The following is a 22,898-nucleotide window of genomic DNA, read 5'->3' on the forward strand; positions in this document are numbered from 1 at the left end:
TTGTTTGATGAACTCTTATCAAGTATAAATATTTCAATAAGGTATATGATGAATAAAAAAGGAATTTGGTATTCATGAGGTATACCCCAACTCTTAAGTTAAGCACACGGCTGGTGGCTTTTGTCACCATGATCGTCATCTGCGCCATGTTTATCTTGTTTGTCGGTGGCACCCTCTCTTTTAAACGTCTTGGGCAGGAATATCTCACCCATTATTTAGAAGGGATCGTAGAGGTGGTCGACAAGGAGATGGAAGATCCTGACGCTGCTTATTCTATGCAGCGCTGGATGCCGAAAATGCTGCAGGCTTCCAATATTGTCGAAATGACATTGTCGACCAACAATGCGGTTGTTTATCGCTTCAAAGATACTTCTCATCAAATGGAAGCGTCAGTCTTGTTTGAGACAGAATACCAACTGACTCACAATCAAGATTACACGATTCATTTTAAAGCGATCCCGCCTTACTTAGGTTACAGCTACTCAATGCAGGCGCTTTGGTCGATCACGCTTGCCGTTATCCTGATCATCTTCTGTTTAATGCGCGGTGTTGCGTGGCTTAAGGAGCAATTAGAAGGCTCTGAAATGCTCGAAGAGCGAGGCAGGATGATCCTTGCTGGTCGGGTAGAGCAGTATGCAAAAGGCGACAAAAAAGAATGGCCTTATACTGCCAGTGAAGCGCTCGATGTATTAATTGAAGAGTTACAAGATGCGCGTCAAGAGCGAAGCCGATTTGATACCTTTATTCGAACTCAAACCTTCCTTGATAAGTTAACAGGTACAGCCAATCGAGTGCTGTTTGATAGCAAACTGGAATCGGCGTTACTAGAAAGTGGGGCTCGCGGCGCCGTGTTGCTAGTACGTATTCAAGACTGGAAACTGGTTGAAGAAGAGCAAGATAAGCAAATTACGGATGAGTTTATTGTTGAAGTTGGGAGTTTATTATCCAACTTAGTTCAGCGATACCCTGATGTTGTGTTTTCTCGTTATTACGATGCTGATTTTGCGTTATTTCTGCCGCATCAAAGTGCCAAAGATGTGGCTAATTTGGCATCACAATGCATTCGCCAGTTAGAAAAATTAATTCCGCCAGAGCCACTCGACCCAGACAACTGGTGCCATATAGGCATCACTACTTATAAAGAGGGTGAGCGACACAGCCAAATCATCGATGAGGCAGAGACAGCTTTGCGTAGTGCGCAACTACAAAATAACAATAATTGGAGTCGCTTCAAAAAATGGAACCACGATGAAGAAGCTCGCGGAAGTGTGATGTGGAGAACGTTATTTGACACAGCACTTACACCAGAAAATGTGATACTCTACGCACAATCTGTGCACCCAATAAGTGACGCGACGCATAAAAAATCATTATATGAAGAGTTAACATGCAGGATTCGCGATCCTGAGAATGGTATTGTTAAAGCGTCTCGGTTTATTTCTGCGATCAGACAGGTTGGTTATGAAGCGCAAATGGATAAGTCAGTTATTAATAAATTCTTAAGAGAATTTAAGGATAATTTTGATAACTCAAGATCGTATGCGCTCAATTTGAATGTAACGCCTTTTTCTAACCGAGAGTACTTTAAATGGTTTCGTGATGAACTCTTACAGTTGTCACGTGAACAGAGAAAGTGTCTCAGTTTTGAGTTTGTTGAAGCACAATTTGTAAGACACTTAGACTTTATGCGACCAGTCGCTAAAATGCTGGCCGGTTTAGGGTGCCACTTAATGGTTGGGCAGGCTGGACGAACCATCGTCAGCACTCACTATTTAAAAGAAGTGGATATTCGTTACCTTAAACTTCATCGCAGTTTAGTAGCAAAAATCGACCAGCGACATGAGAACCAGCTATTTGTCCGCAGCATGCTAGGTGCCGCGGCAAACAGTAAAACTAAAATCATAGCAGTGGGAATTGAGAATCAAAACGAGCTCAACACGTTAATTGAACTCGGGGTTTATGGTGGGCAAGGGCGCTACTTCTCTGCAGAGCAGCAGTTTCTTCCTCGTCCACAAGCATTGCCAAGTTCTCAATCAGAATCCCAAGTGAAATTGGGAAGACGAAATCGCTGGCGTAAAAAATAAAGATAATAATCATGGATTTCAAAGCACTACTCGACAAGCTCAAACGATCATCTGGTGGTGGTCGTTCCTGCTTTTTGGTTATTCAGCCAGACGCCGTTTATTTATCATCTTCAATAAAAAGTGGCCGCCCATACCAATTTGATATTTCTGAATCCAATTGGGAGAAAGCCGTAGAGCAAGCATTGAGCGTTGCTGCGAGTGCGTATGATTCTCTAACGGTTGTCCTTTCTCATAACTATTATCAGATGTATCAAATCGACAAACCTGTCATGCCGCGCCAAGAATGGCCTGCAGCATTACCGTTTTTGTTGAAAGAACTGATCTCTGAGCGTGCCGTTGACATCATTGCAGATGCGGTAGAGCTACCCAATTCAACCAAAGTGCAAGCTTACGTCTTATCACGAAAAATGTTGGATAAGATCGTGTTACTGGCCAGTCGCGCCCAGTTGCCATTAGAAGCTATTCTTCCTGAAGACGACATTTGGGGAGAGACCGCAGGTGAACTAGGTAACTTCCTATTATTACAACGCAGTGTGCGTGGTCACTTCCGTATTAGCGCTTTTGTCGAAAATACTATCGCGTTCCATCGTTCGATTCGCAGTGTGACGCCACCGTTAACGGGGGTTCCGTCTAGCGAGTTACAGATGGATAGCCTCTCGTTAGAACTGCAACGTTCGATTGATTATCTTTCTTCTCAGTTGCGCCATGTGCAGCTGCATCAATTGAAAGTGTGTTGTGATGAGGAGGATGAGAGTGAGCTTGTTCAGTCTCTGAACTACCGTTTAAGCACTAAAGTTTCTCCGTTATTACCACCAGAACATGAGTTATCAGGACACGTTTTAGCAGATGCCGCTGCGGCTTCTAATACTCGACGCGTTAACTTATACCCTGATTACTTAAAGCCGAAAAAAGAGCTCCTGACACTAAGAAATATCACGTTATCTTGGGGTGTCGCGGCTGCGGCCATTCTACTCTCTTACGGCTATGTGACTTGGCAGAGCAGTGGTTTAGAAGATGAAATTGCTATTGTAAAAAGCAAAGGCGATATCATGAAGTCAGAGCTTGAACGCTATCAAGTCAAGCTACGTAAGCATCAACCCGACAATAATAAGCTGGCAGCTAAAGCCCGCTTAGAGCGTGAAGTCAAGGCGAAGCGAGACTCACTTAAAGCCGTCGGGAAATACGATGACTCGCAGCGCACGGGTTACTCTGGCGTGATGCAATCATTAGCTAAGCTAGGAAACCAAGAAATTTCTTTGTCCGAAATTCGAATCAATAACCATACCTTAGATCTGAAGGGACTGGCGAAAAAGCCGAGCTCAGTACCAAGTTGGGTTAACCAATTTAAAAATGAAATTAGCTTGGTTGGCCGGACATTTGACGACGTCAAAATTGGCCGAAATGATAAGGATATTGTGACGTTTGAACTAAAAACGCGCGAGGATAAAGAGAAATGAACGAATTCTGGATCTCATTAGAAGAGCGCTTTGGCGAAATGAGCGCGCGTGAAAAAGTGCTTATCGCGCTGTGTGGTTTAGTTGTCGTGATCATGTTGCTTTTTACGCTGGTACTGGAACCAAAGCTTAACGAGATCATCAGTAATGAGAGGCAACTAAGCAATTTAAAGCAAGCCAATCAAAAGATTGAAATCGACACGCTACGTATTCAAGCGCAGCTGAAGAAAGATCCAAACGCTGAGATTGATCTCGCGATATCTAACCTGCTAACAGAAAGTCAGCACCTTTCGATGCAGCTAGCGGAGATCATCGAACACCTTATTACACCTTCGCAAATGGCTGAGCTGCTGGAAAATGTATTAGAGCAGCAAAGTGGCATTCACCTTTTGTCTTTGCAAACTTTGCCATCTGAGCCAATTACGGAAGATAAAGAAGCATCGCAATACTCTGGTTACTACGTGCACCCTGTACGCATGGAGCTGACTGGCGACTACTTTTCTATTGCCAATTATCTAAATAAGTTGGAGAGCCTTCCTGCCAGTTATTATTGGCGCAGCTTTAGTTACAAAGTCGAAGAGTACCCGAAAGCGAAGCTTGTGTTGGAAGTCTACACACTAGGATCTCGAGAGGAGTTTATTGGTGGTTAAAAAACTCATCATCTCATTGCTTGTCATGGCTGCGGCAGGAACCGCTTGGGCGAACCAAGATCCAACGGCACCACTTGGCTGGGAAAAGCCTGCGGTTGAAACGTCAACGAAACCAAAACAGTACCGACTGCCTACGCTCAACAGTATTGTGTGTAAGCCAAGTACTGCTTGTGTCGCGATTATGGATAACAAGCTTGTTGAAAAAGGCGAGCTATTTAAGGGTTATCGCGTCGCGAGCATTAATAGTGAATTTGTAACTTTAAAGCGTGGTAACCGTCAGTGGGACCTAGAGCTTTTTGGTTTAAACGTAAAAAAATAATAACCAGAGCCTGATCAGATATGCGCAAATTAGTTGTAGGAATAACGATTGCTTCTTTAATGGGATGTTCAATGGGTCACCGTGACCCAGTGGAAGTCAAAGAAGCGCTCAATGAATCTATCAATCAAGCGAACAGCCGCACGTTAGAAGAAATTCCTTCTTCTGTCGAAGCGGACCTGATGCCTAACTTAGACTCGAATGTTGCTTCAGAGCAAGGCACCTCGAAGCGTTTCCGTATTCAAGCGAATGCGGTCGATGCACGAAGCTTTTTTGCCTCGCTAGTCAAAGGTACTGAGTACAGCGTGGCGATTCATCCTGCGGTACAAGGTAATATCACCGTCAACTTGTCAGATGTTACGTTGGATGAAGTCCTGAGCGTTGTACAGAACATGTATGGCTATGATGTGGTGAAGTCTGGCAAAGTTATTCAAATCTACCCTGCTGGTATGCGTACGGTAACCATTCCTGTTGATTACCTCCAGTTCAAACGCTCTGGTCGATCATTGACGAGCATTGTCACGGGCTCAGTGACCTCGGCTGGTACGTCTAATTCTGGCGGTAGCTCAGACAGTTCTGACTCATCAGACTCTGACAATGGAAGTAACAGCGGCGATAGCTCAACGACCTCTACGGGCGGTACGCGCATCGAAACCATCACTGAAAGTGACTTCTGGCCGATGCTGCAGCAAGCCGTTGCGAATCTAATTGGTTCAGGCAAAGGACAAAGCGTTGTCGTAACACCTCAAGCAGGAGTGATTACGGTTCGAGCGTTTCCAGATGATATTCGAGAAGTCCGTGAGTTCTTAGGTGTATCGCAGGAGCGCATGCAGCGTCAGGTCATTCTTGAAGCTAAAATTCTAGAAGTGACGTTGAATGATGGCTACCAACAAGGCATCAACTGGTCGAACTTATCGGCGTCAATTGGTAACTCGGGTAGTGTCGTAGTGAACCGCCCTGCGTCGGCATTACCACCGTTGGATGCGATTGGCACGCTATTGGGCGGCCAAACCAACGTGACTATCTCTGATGGCAACTTCAATGCTGTGTTGAGTTTTATGTCTACACAAGGTGACTTGAACGTTCTTTCGAGCCCTCGTATTACCGCTGCCAACAACCAAAAGTCGGTCATCAAAGTGGGTACCGATGAGTACTTTGTTACCGAGCTATCGAGCAATGCAGGCAACGGTGAAAATTCAAATGCCGTCCCAGAAGTGGAATTGACACCATTCTTCTCAGGTATCTCTCTCGATGTGACTCCGCAAATTGATAACAAAGGCAATGTGTTCCTGCATGTTCACCCTGCGGTTATTGAAGTCTCGGAAGAAGTGAAGAAATTGAACTTGGGCGGTGAGTTCCAAAACATCCAATTGCCATTGGCAAAAAGCTCTATTCGTGAATCAGACTCGGTTATTCGTGCTAAAGATGGCGATGTTGTGGTTATCGGCGGTTTGATGAAACAGCAAAATCGTGAGCTTGTTTCTAAAGTCCCATTCTTGGGCGATGTGCCCGCATTGGGGCATTTGTTCCGCAACGTAAATAACGTGACTGAGAAAACAGAATTGGTCATCTTGCTAAAACCGACCGTAGTTGGTGTGAACTCTTGGCAGAAAGAGCTAGAGCGCTCTCGTGATCTGCTGCAAGAGTGGTTCCCAGATGCGCAATAAGCGCGGGGAAAGCTTCCGTTTTTCAATGAGTTTGTGATTCGAGTATGTACTTGTCACATTTTGGATTTCGAGTTCAGCCTTTTTCGCTAACCCCAAACACAGAAATGTTCTTGGGGTTAGTCCCTCACTATGAGGCGATCCAAACCATTTTAGCCGCTGTGCAAATGGGAGAAGGGGTGATTAAGGTGACGGGAGAAGTCGGCACCGGAAAAACCATGGTGTGTCGTAAGTTAATTGAGCAGATTGAATCTGAAGTCGAGCTGATTTACTTACCCAATCCAGTTTTGAATGGCGAGCAGTTGCAGTTTGCTGTCGCCAGAGAGTTAGGCATCAAGAACGATGACCCGCTACGTATTGTTTCTCTCATTCAAGAACACCTGATTCAAGTGCATTCTGCGGGAAAGAAAACCGTCTTGATCGTCGATGAAGCGCAAGCTCTTTCTCCACAAGCTTTAGAAACATTGCGTCTGTTCGGTAACCTAGAAACGGAACAAGATAAACTCATTCAACTGGTGTTATTCGGACAACCTGAGTTGGATGAGCGGTTAGCCAGCCACGAGCTAAGGCAGTTTCGTCAACGTATTACGTTTAGTTGTCAGCTGCGTCCTCTTTCTATCGATGAAGGCGTGGCTTACATCAATAATCGTTTAGACAAGGCAGGCAATGGAGCGCACATTTTTTCTATTGAGCAGAAAAAAGCGATTTGGCGTTCATCCATGGGGATTCCACGTTTGATCAACCAAATTAGCCACAAGTCGTTGCTTGCGGCATTTAATGATCGTTGCACACTATTAAAAAATCATCACGTTTACGCAGCTATGCACGATACGTTTGATGCCCGTAAACCTAAGTTTAAAACACCCGTATTTTGGGGATGGAGTCAACCTTGAGTGCCATCAATAAAGCATTATCAGAACTCGCTGAAAAAACATCACCGTCAGAGCTTACTCGTGCGGACATTCCCAACGTTTCACGCAGTAAACCTTGGCTTTGGCTCGTTGCTGGTTTCTCGTTAAGCCTTGCGGTGGGCGGCTGGGCGGTCTCTCGCGGTCCTATCCCTTCAGGCGAGCTTTCATCTGCTCAAACAGAAACCATGCCATTGTCGTCAGTGAATGCTTCGTCAATCACATCATCAGAGCGTACTCATTCGCCAACGAGTAAAATGACGCCCGAGACAGCCCATGTGGTTTACACGAAGCCAGTGACACAACCGGCTGCGCAACAGCTTCATATGCCTGAGACTGATAGGTTCACGCCAAGAGCGGAGGTAAATGCGGTCTCTGAAGATGCAGTGCTACTCGCGCAAGTGGCAACGATGCCAAGCGATGAGCAATCTAATCACGTAACCCGCACGACAGCAGAAAACAGTTCAATGCGTATTGAGCAGGTTGAGCTGACGCACCGCCAGTTATCTCTTAAAGCGGTTAGCCGAGCGGAAAAAGCACTGGATGCTAACGATATGCAAACGGCGTTGTCGGCTTATGCTGAGGCGTTACGTTATGAGCCAATGAATGCAGACACGCGTCAAAAATTATCGGCGTTGTACTTTGGCAAAGGCGACACGCGTAAAGCGTATGAGATTATCCAAGAAGGGATCAACCTTGACACGAACAACCAAGTACTTCGTTTGGCCTTGTCTAAGTTGTTAGTGAAAGCTAATCAACCTGAAGCGGCGCTGAGTCCGCTTGTGCATTTGCCTCCAATACCAAGTCGAGATTACTTGGCGATGCGTGCGGCATTGGCACAAAAACACAAGCAGAATGATATTGCGCTTGAGAGTTATCAACTCCTTACTCAACGTGAGCCGGAAAATGCGCGCTGGTGGCTAGGTTTAGCGATTCAACAAGAGCGCGCGCTGACGTTTACCGCCGCGATCAACTCTTACAACCAAGCTCTGGGTAAAGTTGGCATTTCGAATCAATCGCAAGCGTTTATCCGCGACCGTTTGAGCATCTTGAAACAGCTGGAGAATGCACAATGAAAATTCAGTTGAGAAAACGCTTAGGCGATCTTCTGGTTGAAGAAGGCATCGTCTCTGAAGAGCAAATCCAGCAAGCACTAAACGCACAACGTAGTACCGGGCAGAAGCTAGGCGATGCGTTAATTGATCTCGGCTTTATTACTGAGAAGCAAATGTTGGACTTCTTGTCCCAACAACTTGGTTTGCCATTGATCGATCTTGGTCGTGCCCCTGTGGATGCGGAAGCGGTACAGATTCTACCAGAGGTACACGCACGTCGCTTACGTGCGATGGTCGTTGCTCGAAATGGGGACACGTTGCGCGTTGCTATGAGTGACCCTGCAGATTTGTTCATCCAAGAGTCACTGATGAATTTGCTAGGTGAATACAACCTTGAGTTCATTGTGGCTTCAGAGCGCCAACTCATTTCAAGCTTTGACCGCTATTATCGCCGCACTAAAGAGATCGCTTCTTTCGCGGAACAGTTGCATGAAGAGCATAAAGACGAGCAAAGCTTCGATTACGGTATTGATGGAACCGACAGTGAGGAAGTTACCGTTGTAAAGCTGGTTAATTCCATGTTTGAAGATGCGGTACAAGTCGGGGCATCGGATATTCATATTGAGCCAGACGATCAGATTTTGCGCTTACGTCAGCGTATTGATGGTGTACTGCATGAAACCATCCTGAATGAAGTGAATATCGCATCGGCTTTGGTTCTTCGATTGAAGTTGATGGCGCACCTAGACATCTCTGAGAAGCGCTTGCCGCAAGATGGCCGATTCAATATCAAAGTGCGTGGTCAATCAATCGATATTCGTATGTCGACGCTACCAACGCAATACGGGGAGTCCGTAGTCATGCGTCTGCTTAACCAGTCTGCTGGTTTGCGTCCATTAGAAGAGTCAGGTTTGCCGCCAGATTTGCTTGCTCGTTTACGTCGACAGTTGGCTCGTCCGCACGGCATGATCTTGGTGACGGGGCCGACAGGTTCAGGTAAAACCACCACGCTTTACGGCGCATTAAGTGAGCTCAACGAGCCAGGGAAAAAGATCATTACAGCAGAGGATCCGGTCGAATACCGTCTGCCTCGCATCACTCAGGTACAGGTAAACAGTAAGATCGATCTGACTTTCTCGCGTGTGCTTCGAACCTTTTTACGTCAAGACCCGGACATTATTCTCGTCGGTGAGATGCGTGACCAAGAGACGGTAGAAATTGGTCTGCGAGCTGCACTAACGGGTCACTTAGTATTGAGCACTCTTCACACTAACGACGCGGTTGACAGTGCCTTACGCATGATTGATATGGGCGCACCGGGTTACTTGGTTGCCAGTGCGGTCAGAGCCGTGGTGGCGCAGCGTCTTGTTCGCCGTGTTTGTCCAGATTGCAAAACAGAAGACCATCTAGACGAGTCACGCCAACAGTGGCTAGCTGGGCGTTTTCCAAACCAAGTGGGCACCACTTTTTATAAAGGTGCAGGCTGTCAAAACTGTAACTTGACTGGCTATCGAGGCCGAATTGGTGTGTTTGAAATGCTCGAACTTGAGCAAGAAATGATGGATAAATTGCGCGCCAATGATGCGGTTGGCTTTGCCCAAGCCGCGCGTCGCTCAGAAAACTATAAGCCGCTGCTTGCCTCGGCGATGGAACTGGCGCTGCAAGGCACCGTCAGCTTGGATGAAGTGATGACCCTAGGTGAAGGTGACGCTTCTGGTAAGAATGAACCCATTTTCATATAGGTAAGTGAATGCCAACTTTTCGTTATCAAGGTCGTACTCTAGACGGCTCATCCACTAACGGCAAAATCGAGGCAGTGAACTCAGAAGCTGCAGCGGAAGCGTTGATGAACAAAGGGATCATCCCGCTCAATGTGCGGTTAGAGAAAGAGTCGGCAAAAAGCCAAATGAGCTTGTCTAAGCTATTTGTGCCAGCCATTCCATTGGAAGTGATCATTCTTTTCTCTCGCCAGTTGTTTAGCTTAACTAAAGCGGGCGTACCGTTGCTGCGTTCTATGCGTGGCCTGCTGCAAAATTGTGAAAACAAACAGCTCAAAGAGGCACTGGAAGATGTCGTTTCTGAACTGAGTAATGGCCGAGGTTTGTCTTCTGCGATGCAGCAACACAGCAAAGTATTCAGCCCACTGTTCGTTTCTATGATCAACGTAGGTGAGAATACGGGTCGACTCGATCAAGCACTATTGCAACTGGCGAATTACTACGAGCAGGAACTCGAGACTCGCAAACGTATCAAAGCGGCGATGCGTTATCCGACGTTTGTGATTATCTTTATTACCATCGCCATGTTTATATTGAACATCTTGGTGATCCCTGAGTTTGCATCGATGTTTACGCGCTTTGGTGTTGAGTTACCACTGCCGACGCGTATTTTGATCGCTACTTCTAATTTCTTTGTTAATTATTGGGTGTTGTTGATTGTGGTAATGATTGGCGCGTTTGCGGTTTTCAGAGCCTGGGTGGCGACGGCTGATGGTCGGGAAAAGTTCGATAAGTTTCGGCTTCGGCTTCCAATTGTGGGCGATATCGTTAATCGCGCGCAGCTTTCCCGTTTTGCCAGAACCTTCTCGTTGATGCTTAAGTCAGGCGTTCCACTTAACCAGTCTTTAGCTTTAGCCGGGGAAGCCCTGGGGAACCGCTTTTTAGAAAATCGAATTCTTGAGATGAAATCCGCGATTGAAGCGGGTAGCACCATCTCGGTTACCGCTATCAACAGTAAAATCTTTACCCCTTTGGTGATTCAGATGATTGCAGTAGGGGAAGAAACTGGTCGTATTGATGAGCTGCTGCTGGAAGTGTCGGATTTTTACGATAGAGAAGTTGATTACGATCTAAAAACACTGACCGCAAGAATAGAACCGCTACTTTTGGTGATTGTCGCAGGCATGGTCATGGTGCTGGCACTGGGTATCTTCCTGCCAATGTGGGGAATGCTAGACATCATCAAAGGCGGCTAATAGGTGGTTGAAAATCAAAGTCGAGCGACGCTAATCGTTTTTGGGGTAATTGCTACCATCATTGCTGTTGGCTTGGCGGTCAAATTACGTCCTGTTGCCGAGCAGGCGCAAGTTACTGGAGCGAAGTTGGCGAGAGTTTGGATGCAAGATAGTGTTCAGCGTTATCGTCAAGCTTGGCTCGTAAAAGGCGAGCCAGAACATATGCTGATGGATGGTTTTAACCTCACCATGACTGAGGGCGGGCTAGTATCTCCCTTTACTCAACAAGGTGTTTTAGATTGTGGTTATTGGCTAGCAGTGCATTATCCACAACGTAAAATAATGACCAATAAGTTAATAGATATCAGTGGAGCCATCAAAACTGATCGTTATGTCTGTGACTATACTTATGAAAATGGTCAGTCGATTGTAGTTATTTCAACAGCTAATCAACTGAAAATAGACGTCGAAATGTCGGCGGAGTGAATTTTTTGACACCTAATCACTATAATTGGTAATGAAAGTCGGTATAATGCAATCATTACCATAAGTAAGACGCTGTAATAGAGGGTAAACAATAATGTGTTTTTCTCATTGCAGCATGAACTGAATAATGGCGAATCGTCATTCTGCTCAAGCGGTAGATACAGTATCCACTTCACGGTCAGTTTTAGTGAACGTTGCTGCCCCAAACCGTTTTGACAATATCCAAAATGGTCGCGTGACCTAAACGAAACTTTGCAGTTGTACTGCATGCTTACATAGAGAGAGTAAACAATGAAAAGACAAGGTGGTTTCACCCTTATCGAATTGGTAGTGGTAATTGTAATCCTAGGTATTCTAGCGGTCACTGCAGCACCACGTTTCCTTAACCTGCAAGATGATGCTCGCAACGCAACTTTAGAAGGGCTTGCTGGTGCGATTAATGGCGCGTCTGGTATTATTTATGGTAAAGCTGCTATTGAAGGTATTGAATCGTCATCTGGCCCTGTAAGTGCCGCTGGTGGTAATGTTGATACTTCAAACGGCTACCCGACACCAACTGTAGATAACTTAACGAGAATGGTTGAAGGTCTAGGTGATAAAGGCTCAAATGAAGATTTTGAGTTTATTAAAGCTATCGATAGCTACACTCCATCAAATGGTGGTAAAGCAGTGTCTGCTGCTGCCGTGGGCATTGCAGGTTACACGAAAGCATGTGTTGTGTACTACGGAGCTGAAAATGAAAATACTGCGGGTAAAGCAGAGCTAACAGAAAATGATGATCACTGTACGCAATAGATGAAGAAGGCCAGCTAGTCTGGCCTTTATCTCTTTATTTTGATTAATCTCGGAATAGTTCATATGCGTAAATCATCGGGTCTTAGTGCAATAGAGTTTGTGGTTGTGCTGATTATCTTGGGTGTGATCGGTTATGTGGTATTGCCAAGATTTATCAGCTTTGAACCAGAAACTTACGAAGCGAAGTGGGAGCAAACTAAGCAAACCGCTGAGCATGTTTCTGAGACGCTAAGCAACAAAGAAACTTACGATCGAATAGAAGAAGAGATTGGCCGTTCAAAAGGGCAAAATAACTAGATATTGGTTATTTGTTCGTCTGTTCACATTTCGAATCGAAAAATTATAAACCTATCATTAATCTCATAATTTCATCGTATACTTATTTCGCTTGTTCTAAGCCTAAGGTTGGGTTATGAAAATTCGCAGCTCTGCATTAGGGTTCACTTTAATGGAGTTAATCCTCGTGATTGTTCTCCTCTCTATCCTTTCACTTTTTGCAGCCAGCCGTTTTATGGGCTCTAGCAGTTTCTCTGCATATGCATTACAAGAACGCGTGATTTCTGTGATTCGCCAAGTACAGGTGAATCGTATGCAGTCGAATATCAGCATCCCAAACAAGTCTTATCCTGAAAGGTGCCTACCTAGTAGCTATAAAGCTGGAGAGGACTCTAGCTACACTAACTTTTGTTTGTCGATTACGAGTACTTGCATAGGGTCTAGTGCTGCATGCGGCCTGGCTAGCAAGGAAAGAGACACTCGTAGTGACATAGTTGTTGATAAATCCGCAAAGTTTTCACTGACCAATGCTGTAACTAATCCAATCGAGTTTGATTTATTGGGTAATCCAATAAACTCAGCGAGTGGTGGGGTTTCAATCCTGATTGAAGATAAACATGGTCGAAGCCGCTGCCAAGTTGAAATTAATTCTCAAGGTTATGTTTCTAAAGGTACATGCTCATGAAGAAATCTAGTGGCATGACGTTAATAGAAATGATCATCGCGATTGTTTTAATGGGCATTGCGATGGTGGCGTTTACTTCTTTTCTTGTCCCTCAAATTCGAGATTCCGCCATCCCTCATTATCAAACTCGTGCCGCTGCATTAGGCCAAGGTTTTATGTCACAGATATTGGCGCGAGGCTTCGATGAAAATAGCAACTTTGATGGTGGCACCGTTCGGTGTGGTGAGAATGGAGTGAGCTGCACTGACGTAAATAAATTAGGTGCGGATAAAAAACTAGACGGTTCCTTGGAAACAACGCCTAGTGATTTCAATGATGTCGATGACTATATTGGGTGTTGGAGCACATCTACAACGGCTTCTCAGTGTGATGGTATCCCTAGAGGGAATATTAGTGATGTACTTGGTGCGGACAGTACTGAGCAGTACAAAAACTTTAGATTAGAAATTAGCGTTGCCTATGATGATCTGACGGATAAAGCTCCCGATGAAATAACCGAATTCAAAAAAGTAACATTACGGATTTTTGCGGGGAACACGCAGCCCCTTACTTTAACAGCTCTTAAGGGGAACTACTGATGAAAGATCGTGGTTTCACTTTAATTGAGATGGTCGTTACGATAGTTATAGGTAGTATCATCATGTTGGGTATTGCCGGTTATATTAAACTAGGGATAAAAGGGTACGCAGACAGCATTGACCGTCAGCGAGTGCAGACAGAGGCACAGTTTGTGATCGAGAAAATGTCCCGTGAAATTCGTCATGCCGTGCCAAATAGTTTTCATGAGCCAGCTGGGACAAGCAATTGTTTGGAGTTTGTACCCATTAAATATTCTGGCTTTTATGTATTTACGGCGAACGATATTGAATTTTTAGTCGGTAATGATCCTGATCTTGAGTCCATTCCAGAGAAGAATCGGATGGTGATTAACCCTAGCCGCTATGAGGATCTTCACTCGTCTTCCCAAAGTATTGATATTAGTGGTTTAACCAAAACCAAAGAGGCATTTGTCGTCAGTGGTGCTGCCAGTACAATAGGTGCGACATCGGTTTCGGGGCGCCATTACATCTACCAATCCAGCACTGAAGTCCGTTATTGCTTCGATAACGGCCGAGTACTTCGTAATAATGTCATTGTCACGGATAGTATTGATGCCTCAGCGAGTTACATGCGTTATGTTGAGCCAACTCTACAACGTGGTGGACTAGTACATATTAACTTAGAGTTTTTACAGGATGGGGAGCGTAGTGTGTATCAGCAAGACGTGCAGGTGCTCAATGTTCCGTAAACAAAATCAGCAAGGTAATGTTCTTATCGTGGTGCTTTTTGTCATTATCGTGATGGGGTATTTAGCCGCCTCTCTTATGAGAATAAGTTGGTCAAATCAAAGTGGGCTAACCCGAGAGTTTTTAGGCACAAAAGCTTGGTTTGTTGCTCAATCAGCCAACGAATGGGCGCTGACACAGTTGTACCCGCTTAATGATGATGATCCTGATATCGCAGATATTTGTTTGAATGAGGTCAGTGGTGCAACCCCTAATGTTACACAGAATACGGCATGTAGGATTAATAAGATGAGTTGTTTAAAGTTGGGGGTTCTGGATGAGGGAACCTCAGAGGCACAGTCTTTATTTAGAGTGCAAGCAACCGCCATTTGTGGTTCTGGACTGTCTCAAGTACAGCGTCAGCAAGAAGTTTGGGTTAGGGAGTAGAACAATGAACAAGATAGTCTTAATGTTTGCTTTGATAACTATGCCGTTTTTTTCTCATGCTAACGATTGGGATGAGACTGAGTCTTGTCGTGTAAAACTCAAAGATTCATTTGCTATTGAAGCTAAGTATTGCGATGACTGCGATACTGATGACATCAAATTTTATGTTCGAGGGAAAAAAGACAACACAATAGAACTTAAAGAGGATGTTATTTATCTAAAAAAAGAAGGTAATGTTAATGGCAATGGCAATGGCAATAGTAAAAGTGTTTTATACCGTTTATGGTCTGCCAATGACGATGTCGATGGTATTTTTAATGAAGACGAAGACCATTTAGATGGGGATACAGTTTATACCATTCGTATTGAATTTAATGATATCGAAAAGAGCGGGAATAGTTATACCGTAAACTTGTCTTACTTTTTATATGATGGAACAACACTTCTTAAACCAGGAATCGAAAGTAGAGTTGAGTTTGATGATCTGTCGAACAGCTCTGATGTGTTTTTCGAACAAGATGAAGACTTATTCGATTTAAACTGTCAACCTTCTTCGAGACCAGAGCCCAATCCAGAACCAGAGTTTTCAGTACCTGACAATGTTTGTAAATCGTTTCCTGAGCCAATTCAAGGGTGGAAGCAGGCTGAGAGCGAACTCATCGTGACTAACTCGGCAGTGAGAGTGTTAGGCTGGTCCCCTGAGTACCTTGCGGATAGCCAAAATAGGTACACTCAAGAAACCAATGGCCAAAGTTGGCAAACACTAAGAATAGGTTTTGATTCTGGGGGGCAAGCTTGGCAACTTTATCAGAACTCAAATTCAAAGGTTTGTGACGATAATATGGGATGTTTACCGGACGATGCCGAGCCAGGAGGTGGTGACGGTCTTGTTGAAACACGCAAAGCGAACAAACCTACGCCTATAACAGAGTCTTTTAATTCCGGTCGCGATCTAGTGATTCGCATGCAAGACACTGATGCGAACTTCTATGAAAAAGTGTGCTCGTCAGGCTCTGATGCGTGTTCGTTCAGTGAGACTAATGGCAAGGTTGTTATTCGCCTGAAACGTGACCTGAAGAGCCTGGATATTAATGGCTATAACACAAATAAGACGGTAGAGCTGCAGTTGGATGGACAACGAACCATTGAAGAGTTTGTTTATGACTCTGGCTATGATCTATCCCTTTACTTCAGTGACAATGCCGAACTAACGGTAAAAACGTTTAGAAATAAAGGTTCAAACCCGAAACTTATTTTCGGCAGTAATGTGAAATTTAATGTTGTAGGCACAAATCAGCCTGTTGGCCCAGTTAACTCAGCAGATTTTAAATTAGAAGACGCGCATTTTGATTATCGCACTGTTAAAGACGAACTTATTTTGCCTGTTATTTATGGTCCTGAAGCGAGCTTCCATTTTAAAACGGATTCAGGACAGGTATTCAAAGGCTTTATTTTAGCTAAAAGCATCATGCTTGATACCAGTGAGTATATCCATGGTGCGGTTACGAGCCTTAGACTGGATATGAGTGAGTCAACAAAAATTGAAAAGCCTAAATATCCAGGATCATGTTGGCTTCCGCCTCAGCCTCAGCAATGTACACTATTGCCAGAAGAAAATTTCAATTCAGGCTCACTGTCAAACTGGTCGGTTATGGGCTTTAAAGACAGCGAGGGTAATGTTAGTGATTCCCCTGTCGTGTCTGACCAACGTTTCATTTTAAACTCAAATAAGCAATATCAGGCCACAGCCTCCGCGTACAATTATGTGTTCCCGTCAGATCAAAATTATTTAGAAGTCGATTTTGATCACTATGCCTACGGCGGTAATGGTGCTGATGGGGTTGCATTAGTGATTTCTGACGCGAGTGTTCCTCCTAAAACGGGGGCGTTTGGCGGTCCGCTTGGTTACGGTATGAAGCTTAAGGATTATCCACATTCGGATGTGACTGAGGATACGGAAGGTTTCGCTGGTGGCTGGCTGGGGATTGGTATTGATGAGTATGGTAATTTCAGACGAGAAGGCGGTGAACAAGTCACACGAAATGCTGTTGCAGACAACGTAGTGGTGCGTGGTGCCGGTGCTCAAGACAGCCAAGGTAAATGGCTAAAAGGTTATCCGTTTATTAAAGAGAAAAAGTACACTGGCTTTTTGGATAACCGAAGAGATCAACGACATCGTTATAAAGTGGTTTTAAACTCTCGAGATTCTGGTTCTATTACCCTATCTGTGTGGAGAAAGGTGGGTGATAGTGAAGACTGGGGGGAGCCTGTTATTGAGGAGTTTGATTTATTAACGGAAGGTGGGTTTAACTATATCCCAGAAAATTTCCGCTTATCGGTAACGGCTTCAACGGGTTATGACACGAACACGCATGCGATTGATAACTTCCAAGTTTGTGCCGATAAATATCAGAAAATCACTAATGGTATTCACCACTTTGAGTTTGATTACTCTGGTTCCGGTAGTACTTGTCAGGCTTCTGATGTAACGCTTAGGGCGTGTATGAATGAAAGTTGTTCTGAACAGTATCCTAGTGATGCATATGATGAGGGTTCTTTAAAGCCACTATCCGTTACTCTACTTCCATCTGCAGGGAACAATGTTGCCAACTGGGTCGGTGGTACAAACATTCAGTTTAAAAATGAGACACAACTTAGTTTACAGGGCTCAAGAGCAGGAGAAGTGACTTTAGGTGTGGCTCAAAGCTCTGTGCCACAGTTTGGTTTTGATGGAGCACGTTGCCGTAAAAATGGTGGTCCATTATCAGTTGATAACTGTATTGTCACCTTTGCTCAAAGTGTTCTTGCTGTAAATGTTGCTGATGTTGTGGCTAGTCGAGAAACTGCTGCTGATAATTACCTATCATTTTGTTCAACTCGTACGGAAGAGCAAGGTGAGTCTCGCGATGTCAAAATGTCTATTTATTACGACTTCGCACCTGTAGACAACTCTCAACCAGTTTCGATCACTTACAAGAAAAAGGTTGGAGACAATGATCCAGAGTGGAGTTCTGCCATTGATGTGACTACGACTGACCAAGATTTACCAAGTGTGTTTTTTGACAACGAAGGTAAAGCGTATTTTAAATTGAAATACGAAGAAGTTGGGCAAGTGACGTTAAAAGCTAGTGTGGCTGGATCTGTTGGTGATGATAGTTTTGTTAGTTTCCCTTCAAAACTGAAAGTGACTGCAAAGAGTGGTAATAAAAGTGGAGAGTGCACTAACAGTGAAGTTGGCTGCTCTGGTAGGTTTGTTGCTGCAGGTGAAGTTTTTGAGTTAACCATCTCGGCATTGCAGGATGATGACTCTGTAGCGAAAAACTACCAAGAAGAGACTATTGTAATCAGCAACAGCGTTAAGTATCCGTCAACTGGCTCATCAGCCAAACTTCTGAATGAGAAGCTACCTGAATCAAGTCAATGGTCTCGTGGCAGTGTGACGTTTGATCAATCTGTGTCTGACGTGGGGGCTTTTGAGCTTAAGGCACAAGCACCGATTGCAACCGATGAAAATGGCGATGAATTGGATAAATCACTCTATCTTGGTAGTAACGCGTTCAAAATCCAAGATGGCAATTTGACGGTCGGTCGTTTCTATCCAGATTACTTTAAAGTCACCGGGACAGAGTGGACCTACCCTGATAATCAGAATCAATCTGTATATATGGGACAGAATTTTGAATCGGTTAAGTTTGAAGTCACAGCATATAACGCTAACGGTTACACAACTCAAAATTATGGTGGTTTTGCTAATTCTTTGAAAGCAGATTTGTATTTGGCTGGTGGTTACTCAGATAGACTTAGCATTTTGGATTCCGATTTGGAGAGTGATAACTGGTCGGGAGCTGTGTGGAGCAAAACTTGGGATAACTCAGTTTATTGGCGTAAAGATTTATCTTTGCCGAGTCCCGATGGTCCATTTAATTCAAAACTACCGGCAGACAAGGATAGTTCCATCGAAACGTCTATTTCGCTTTCACTTAATAATAATGGAACTAAAGTATCTGGCTATGTTGATCCTACGATGTTCTTAAAAGAAGGGCAAAATAGCACTGAAGATAGAATGGTTTCGCAACAGCTACTATCGCAACCTGATGTCAGGTTTGGTCGCATAGCTCTGGATGATGTGGGAGTGAATCAGGGGAAATCTGTTAATATCCCCCTTAGAGTGGAGTATTGGAGAGATAACCGATTCGTTTTAAACAGTAAGGATAACGGGACAACAGTGTCCCCAACTCTAAAAAGCCAGGAGCCAGTTTGGCCTGATGATGGCTCCGACTGCGACATTTTACTTGAAGGCGTCAGAACGACGGTTAACGATGGTGCCATGCGTGAACTTATTGCTAAGCAAGAGCGCGCAGACTGTGGACGTCAACAAGCTGAAGTTTGGCTTAATCTCGACCCTAGTGGTAACAACCTCCCTTGGCTCAAATACGACTGGGACAATGATGGCTCCGAAGAAAACCCATCTTCCGTCGTCACCTTCGGTATTCACCGTGGTAATGACCGTGTGATTTACCGTGGTGAGCCTGGGTTAACCGGACAGTAACAACTTAGGTTTTTGCCCTTAAGTTAGGAAACTGCAAGAAATTGAGGCTTTCTGCTCATGTTTGTGTACCAATACCTTGCTGTGACAGCGAGGCATTGGTACATTTAGAGCAATTTTTGTCTTCTATATTTTTGCAGGATGAGCGAAGAGTATGTTTAAGAAACTTCGTGGCATGTTTTCTAACGATCTATCTATCGATTTAGGTACAGCCAACACTCTAATTTACGTAAAAGGGCAAGGAATTGTCCTTGATGAACCTTCTGTAGTTGCTATTCGTCAAGATCGTGTAGGTTCTGCAAAAAGCGTTGCTGCAGTCGGTCACGCAGCAAAACAGATGCTTGGTCGTACACCTGGCAACATTTCCGCTATCCGCCCAATGAAAGACGGCGTAATTGCTGATTTCTATGTAACCGAAAAAATGCTTCAGCACTTTATCAAGCAAGTGCACGATAACAGCATCCTAAAGCCAAGCCCACGTGTTCTTGTTTGTGTTCCTTGTGGTTCTACCCAAGTTGAGCGTCGTGCAATTCGTGAATCAGCCCTCGGTGCTGGTGCGCGTGAAGTTTACCTAATCGACGAGCCAATGGCAGCAGCAATTGGTGCTGGTCTGCGCGTGTCTGAGCCGACAGGTTCAATGGTGGTCGATATCGGTGGTGGTACAACTGAAGTTGCCGTTATCTCTCTAAACGGTGTGGTTTACTCATCATCTGTACGTATCGGTGGTGACCGCTTTGATGAAGCCGTGATCAACTACGTACGTCGTAACTACGGCAGCTTAATTGGTGAAGCAACGGCTGAAAAGATCAAACACGAAATCGGCTCTGCTTACCCTGGCGATGAAGTTCAAGAGATTGAAGTTCGCGGTCGTAACCTTGCAGAGGGTGTGCCACGCAGCTTTAGCTTGAACTCAAACGAGATCCTAGAAGCGCTTCAAGAGCCGCTATCTGGCATCGTCTCGGCAGTCATGGTTGCACTAGAGCAGTGTCCACCAGAGCTTGCTTCAGACATTTCTGAAAACGGCATGGTTCTGACTGGTGGTGGCGCGCTACTGAAAGATCTCGATCGTCTATTAATGGAAGAAACCGGTATCCCTGTGGTTATCGCGGAAGATCCACTAACGTGTGTTGCGCGTGGTGGCGGTAAAGCACTAGAAATGATCGACATGCACGGTGGCGATCTGTTCTCTGAAGAATAAAGGTTTAGGTGAAGCTCATGTCGGGCTTCACCTTCATTTCTGCTCTCTCTGTAATTCAAACATGCTCCATACCTAAAAGTATTTATTTAAGTATTTTTAGGTTGCCAAGTAAGGCTCAATAATCATGGAAGCAATCAGGTCAAAAACAAGATGAAACCGATTTTTGGCAGAGGTCCGTCTCTGCAATTACGTCTGTTTTTTGCTGTCATCGTGTCGGCGAGCTTAATGCTGGCTGATAGTCGTCTAGATACGTTTTCCAACGTCCGATACTTATTGAACAGTATGGTTGCGCCCATTCAATACGCAGCCAATTTGCCTCGCAGCATGTTCGATGGCGTATTTGAACGTTTTAATACTCGTCAGGCATTAGTTGAAGGCAATCGCAACTTAAAGCGAGAAGTGCTACGCCTGAAAAGCGAGCTGATCTTGCTCGATCAGTATAAAGAAGAAAACCAACGTCTACGCAAATTGTTAGGCTCTTCATTTGTCCGGGATGAAAAGAAAGTCGTAACTGAAGTGATGGCGGTTGATACTTCACCTTATCGTCATCAAGTGGTGATTGATAAAGGACAAATAGACGGTGTGTACGTCGGACAGCCAGTGATCAACGAAAAAGGCATTGTTGGTCAGGTCACGTTTGTCGCAGCGCACAACGCACGTGTTCTGTTGCTAACGGATGCGAAAAATGCGATTCCTGTCCAGGTGATCCGTAACGATATTCGAGTGATCGCGTCGGGCAATGGTGAAATGGATGAAATCCAACTGGAGCACATTCCAACCAGTACTGATATTCAGGTTGGCGATCTATTGGTGACATCCGGCCTAGGTGGGATTTACCCAGAAGGGTACCCAGTCGCGACGGTTACCAATGTGGATCACGATACGCGCCAAGAATTTGCGGCAATCAAGGCTGAGCCAGTTGTAGAGTTTGATCGTTTACGTTACCTACTGCTGATTTGGCCGAATGAAGATCGTCAACACAAAGTGCTGCGATCCAATGTGGAAGAAGGGTTAGAGCAAGAAGAACAAGAGGTAACTGATGGCCAATAATGTAGTGAGCAGCCGAATGGTGATTGGTGTCAGTTTCTTCGTTGCGCTGGTGTTGCAAACCATTCCGTGGCCAGGTGTGTTAGATGTTTTACGTCCATCATGGTTGTTCCTTGTAACGTGTTATTGGGTGTTGGCACTGCCGCACCGAGTGAACGTTGGAACCGCGCTAGTACTGGGCTTATTATGGGATATCTTGATCGGTTCAACGCTTGGAATTCGCGGCATGATGATGTCGATTGTCATCTATCTGGTGGCGTTGAATTTCCTGTTGATTCGTAACATGGCATTGTGGCAACAGTCGATTTTAATTGCCTTTTTTACTGCGCTATTGGAAGTTTTGATATTCTGTGGGGAATATTTGAACCAGGACGTAGTATTTAATCCATTATCTCTGTGGACGGCGGCAATAAACTGTATACTTTGGCCATGGATGTTTTTATTAATGCGACGAGTTCGTCGTGCATGGCACGTAAGGTAAAGCGGTGAAGAAAAGCTTATCTCTCGTTCTCGCTTCGGGTTCTCCGAGAAGAAAAGAGCTGCTTGCTCAACTAGGTTATGACTTTGAGATCGTATTGCCTGATATTGAGGAAGCCAAACAGGCTCATGAGCAAGCACGAGATTACGTGCTGCGTCTTTCTTTGGAAAAAGCTCAGGCAGGCTTAGCATTAGCTAAGCCTGATTCCGTTGTATTGGGCTCTGACACGGTCGTAGTATGCGATGACCGTGTGCTAGAAAAACCAAAAAGTTTTGAAGATTCAAAGCGTATGCTTACTGACTTATCCGGTCGTCGTCATCAAGTGATGACTGCGGTGAGCGTCGTATCATCGGAACAACAACATTCAGTGGTCGTCACCACTGACGTGTGGTTCAAACAACTGACTCACGAAGAAATCGAACAATATTGGCAGTCAGGAGAGCCATGCGATAAAGCTGGAAGTTATGGTATTCAGGGACTCGGAGGGCGATTTGTCACCCGAATCGAAGGCAGTTATCACGCTGTAGTAGGCTTACCTTTGTTCGAAACCGATCAGCTAATTCAAGAATTTTTATAATTGTTTTGAGGTGT

General features: G+C 44.7%; 21 protein-coding genes. All 21 read left to right on the forward strand.

From position 1 onward, the window contains the following. Nucleotides 1-74 precede the first annotated feature (74 nt). The 21 genes from csrD (at nt 75) to NL645_RS19365 (ending at nt 22,884) form a co-directional block, all read left to right on the forward strand. Nucleotides 75-2,084, forward strand: coding sequence for an RNase E specificity factor CsrD (gene csrD / locus NL645_RS19265; protein WP_253652234.1), 2,010 nt, complete (start codon nt 75-77; stop codon nt 2,082-2,084). A gap of 11 nt (nt 2,085-2,095) precedes the next feature. Beyond that, nucleotides 2,096-3,541 carry an MSHA biogenesis protein MshI gene (locus tag NL645_RS19270; RefSeq protein WP_150919511.1) on the forward strand — a complete coding sequence of 482 codons (1,446 nt, stop codon included), beginning with the start codon at nt 2,096-2,098 and terminating at the stop codon, nt 3,539-3,541. Then, nucleotides 3,538-4,188, forward strand: coding sequence for a type II secretion system protein GspM (gene gspM, locus NL645_RS19275; RefSeq protein ID WP_134648137.1), 651 nt, complete (start codon nt 3,538-3,540; stop codon nt 4,186-4,188). The genes NL645_RS19270 and gspM overlap by 4 nt, the downstream gene beginning before the upstream one ends. Continuing rightward, nucleotides 4,181-4,507, forward strand: a complete 327-nt coding sequence (locus NL645_RS19280) for an MSHA biogenesis protein MshK (RefSeq protein WP_253652235.1) — start codon at nt 4,181-4,183, stop codon at nt 4,505-4,507. Before gspM ends, NL645_RS19280 begins: the two co-directional genes overlap by 8 nt. Nucleotides 4,508-4,527: 20 nt before the next feature. Next, nucleotides 4,528-6,171, forward strand: a complete 1,644-nt coding sequence (gene mshL / locus NL645_RS19285) for a pilus (MSHA type) biogenesis protein MshL (RefSeq protein ID WP_046873589.1) — start codon at nt 4,528-4,530, stop codon at nt 6,169-6,171. A gap of 44 nt (nt 6,172-6,215) precedes the next feature. Next, on the forward strand, nt 6,216-7,061 hold the full coding sequence (locus tag NL645_RS19290) for an ExeA family protein (protein ID WP_253652236.1): 846 nt from the start codon (nt 6,216-6,218) through the stop codon (nt 7,059-7,061). Further along, nucleotides 7,058-8,152 carry a lipopolysaccharide assembly protein LapB gene (locus NL645_RS19295; protein WP_012841371.1) on the forward strand — a complete coding sequence of 365 codons (1,095 nt, stop codon included), beginning with the start codon at nt 7,058-7,060 and terminating at the stop codon, nt 8,150-8,152. Before NL645_RS19290 ends, NL645_RS19295 begins: the two co-directional genes overlap by 4 nt. After that, the gene (locus tag NL645_RS19300; protein ID WP_253652237.1) at nt 8,149-9,873 is read left to right on the forward strand and encodes a GspE/PulE family protein; all 1,725 of its coding nucleotides are present in this window, start codon (nt 8,149-8,151) and stop codon (nt 9,871-9,873) included. Before NL645_RS19295 ends, NL645_RS19300 begins: the two co-directional genes overlap by 4 nt. An 8-nt stretch (nt 9,874-9,881) precedes the next feature. After that, nucleotides 9,882-11,105, forward strand: coding sequence for a type II secretion system F family protein (locus NL645_RS19305; protein ID WP_253652238.1), 1,224 nt, complete (start codon nt 9,882-9,884; stop codon nt 11,103-11,105). Nucleotides 11,106-11,108: 3 nt separating this feature from the next. Beyond that, nucleotides 11,109-11,570 carry an MSHA biogenesis protein MshF gene (locus NL645_RS19310; RefSeq protein WP_253652239.1) on the forward strand — a complete coding sequence of 154 codons (462 nt, stop codon included), beginning with the start codon at nt 11,109-11,111 and terminating at the stop codon, nt 11,568-11,570. 291 nt (nt 11,571-11,861) lie between these two features. Beyond that, the gene (locus tag NL645_RS19315) at nt 11,862-12,365 is read left to right on the forward strand and encodes a type II secretion system protein (RefSeq protein WP_253652240.1); all 504 of its coding nucleotides are present in this window, start codon (nt 11,862-11,864) and stop codon (nt 12,363-12,365) included. Between the two features lie 63 nt (nt 12,366-12,428). Further along, the gene (locus NL645_RS19320) at nt 12,429-12,662 is read left to right on the forward strand and encodes a type II secretion system protein (RefSeq protein WP_005388453.1); all 234 of its coding nucleotides are present in this window, start codon (nt 12,429-12,431) and stop codon (nt 12,660-12,662) included. A gap of 115 nt (nt 12,663-12,777) precedes the next feature. Continuing rightward, nucleotides 12,778-13,326, forward strand: a complete 549-nt coding sequence (locus tag NL645_RS19325; RefSeq protein ID WP_253652241.1) for a type II secretion system protein — start codon at nt 12,778-12,780, stop codon at nt 13,324-13,326. Further along, entirely contained in the window at nt 13,323-13,904 is a 582-nt protein-coding gene (locus NL645_RS19330) for a prepilin-type N-terminal cleavage/methylation domain-containing protein (RefSeq protein ID WP_253652242.1), read from the forward strand. The genes NL645_RS19325 and NL645_RS19330 overlap by 4 nt, the downstream gene beginning before the upstream one ends. After that, complete coding sequence (locus tag NL645_RS19335) at nt 13,904-14,614, forward strand: PilW family protein (protein WP_253652243.1); 711 nt, start codon at nt 13,904-13,906, stop codon at nt 14,612-14,614. Before NL645_RS19330 ends, NL645_RS19335 begins: the two co-directional genes overlap by 1 nt. Beyond that, nucleotides 14,604-15,038 (forward strand): MSHA biogenesis protein MshP, encoded by a 435-nt coding sequence (locus tag NL645_RS19340; RefSeq protein ID WP_253652244.1) that lies wholly within the window; start codon nt 14,604-14,606, stop codon nt 15,036-15,038. The genes NL645_RS19335 and NL645_RS19340 overlap by 11 nt, the downstream gene beginning before the upstream one ends. A 4-nt stretch (nt 15,039-15,042) precedes the next feature. Then, nucleotides 15,043-19,587, forward strand: a complete 4,545-nt coding sequence (locus NL645_RS19345; protein WP_253652245.1) for a DUF6701 domain-containing protein — start codon at nt 15,043-15,045, stop codon at nt 19,585-19,587. Between the two features lie 151 nt (nt 19,588-19,738). Further along, nucleotides 19,739-20,782: a rod shape-determining protein gene (locus NL645_RS19350; RefSeq protein ID WP_005381144.1), complete on the forward strand. Its 1,044-nt coding sequence runs from the start codon at nt 19,739-19,741 to the stop codon at nt 20,780-20,782. A gap of 150 nt (nt 20,783-20,932) precedes the next feature. Next, complete coding sequence (gene mreC / locus NL645_RS19355; RefSeq protein WP_053809360.1) at nt 20,933-21,832, forward strand: rod shape-determining protein MreC; 900 nt, start codon at nt 20,933-20,935, stop codon at nt 21,830-21,832. After that, on the forward strand, nt 21,822-22,310 hold the full coding sequence (gene mreD, locus NL645_RS19360; RefSeq protein WP_012841380.1) for a rod shape-determining protein MreD: 489 nt from the start codon (nt 21,822-21,824) through the stop codon (nt 22,308-22,310). The genes mreC and mreD overlap by 11 nt, the downstream gene beginning before the upstream one ends. 4 nt (nt 22,311-22,314) lie before the next feature. Next, entirely contained in the window at nt 22,315-22,884 is a 570-nt protein-coding gene (locus tag NL645_RS19365) for a nucleoside triphosphate pyrophosphatase (protein ID WP_104970986.1), read from the forward strand. The last annotated feature ends 14 nt before the right edge of the window (nt 22,885-22,898 follow it).

Origin of the sequence: Vibrio sp. Y51_MX_L26 (assembly GCF_024181935.1) — a bacterium.
Classification (GTDB): domain Bacteria; phylum Pseudomonadota; class Gammaproteobacteria; order Enterobacterales; family Vibrionaceae; genus Vibrio; species Vibrio diabolicus.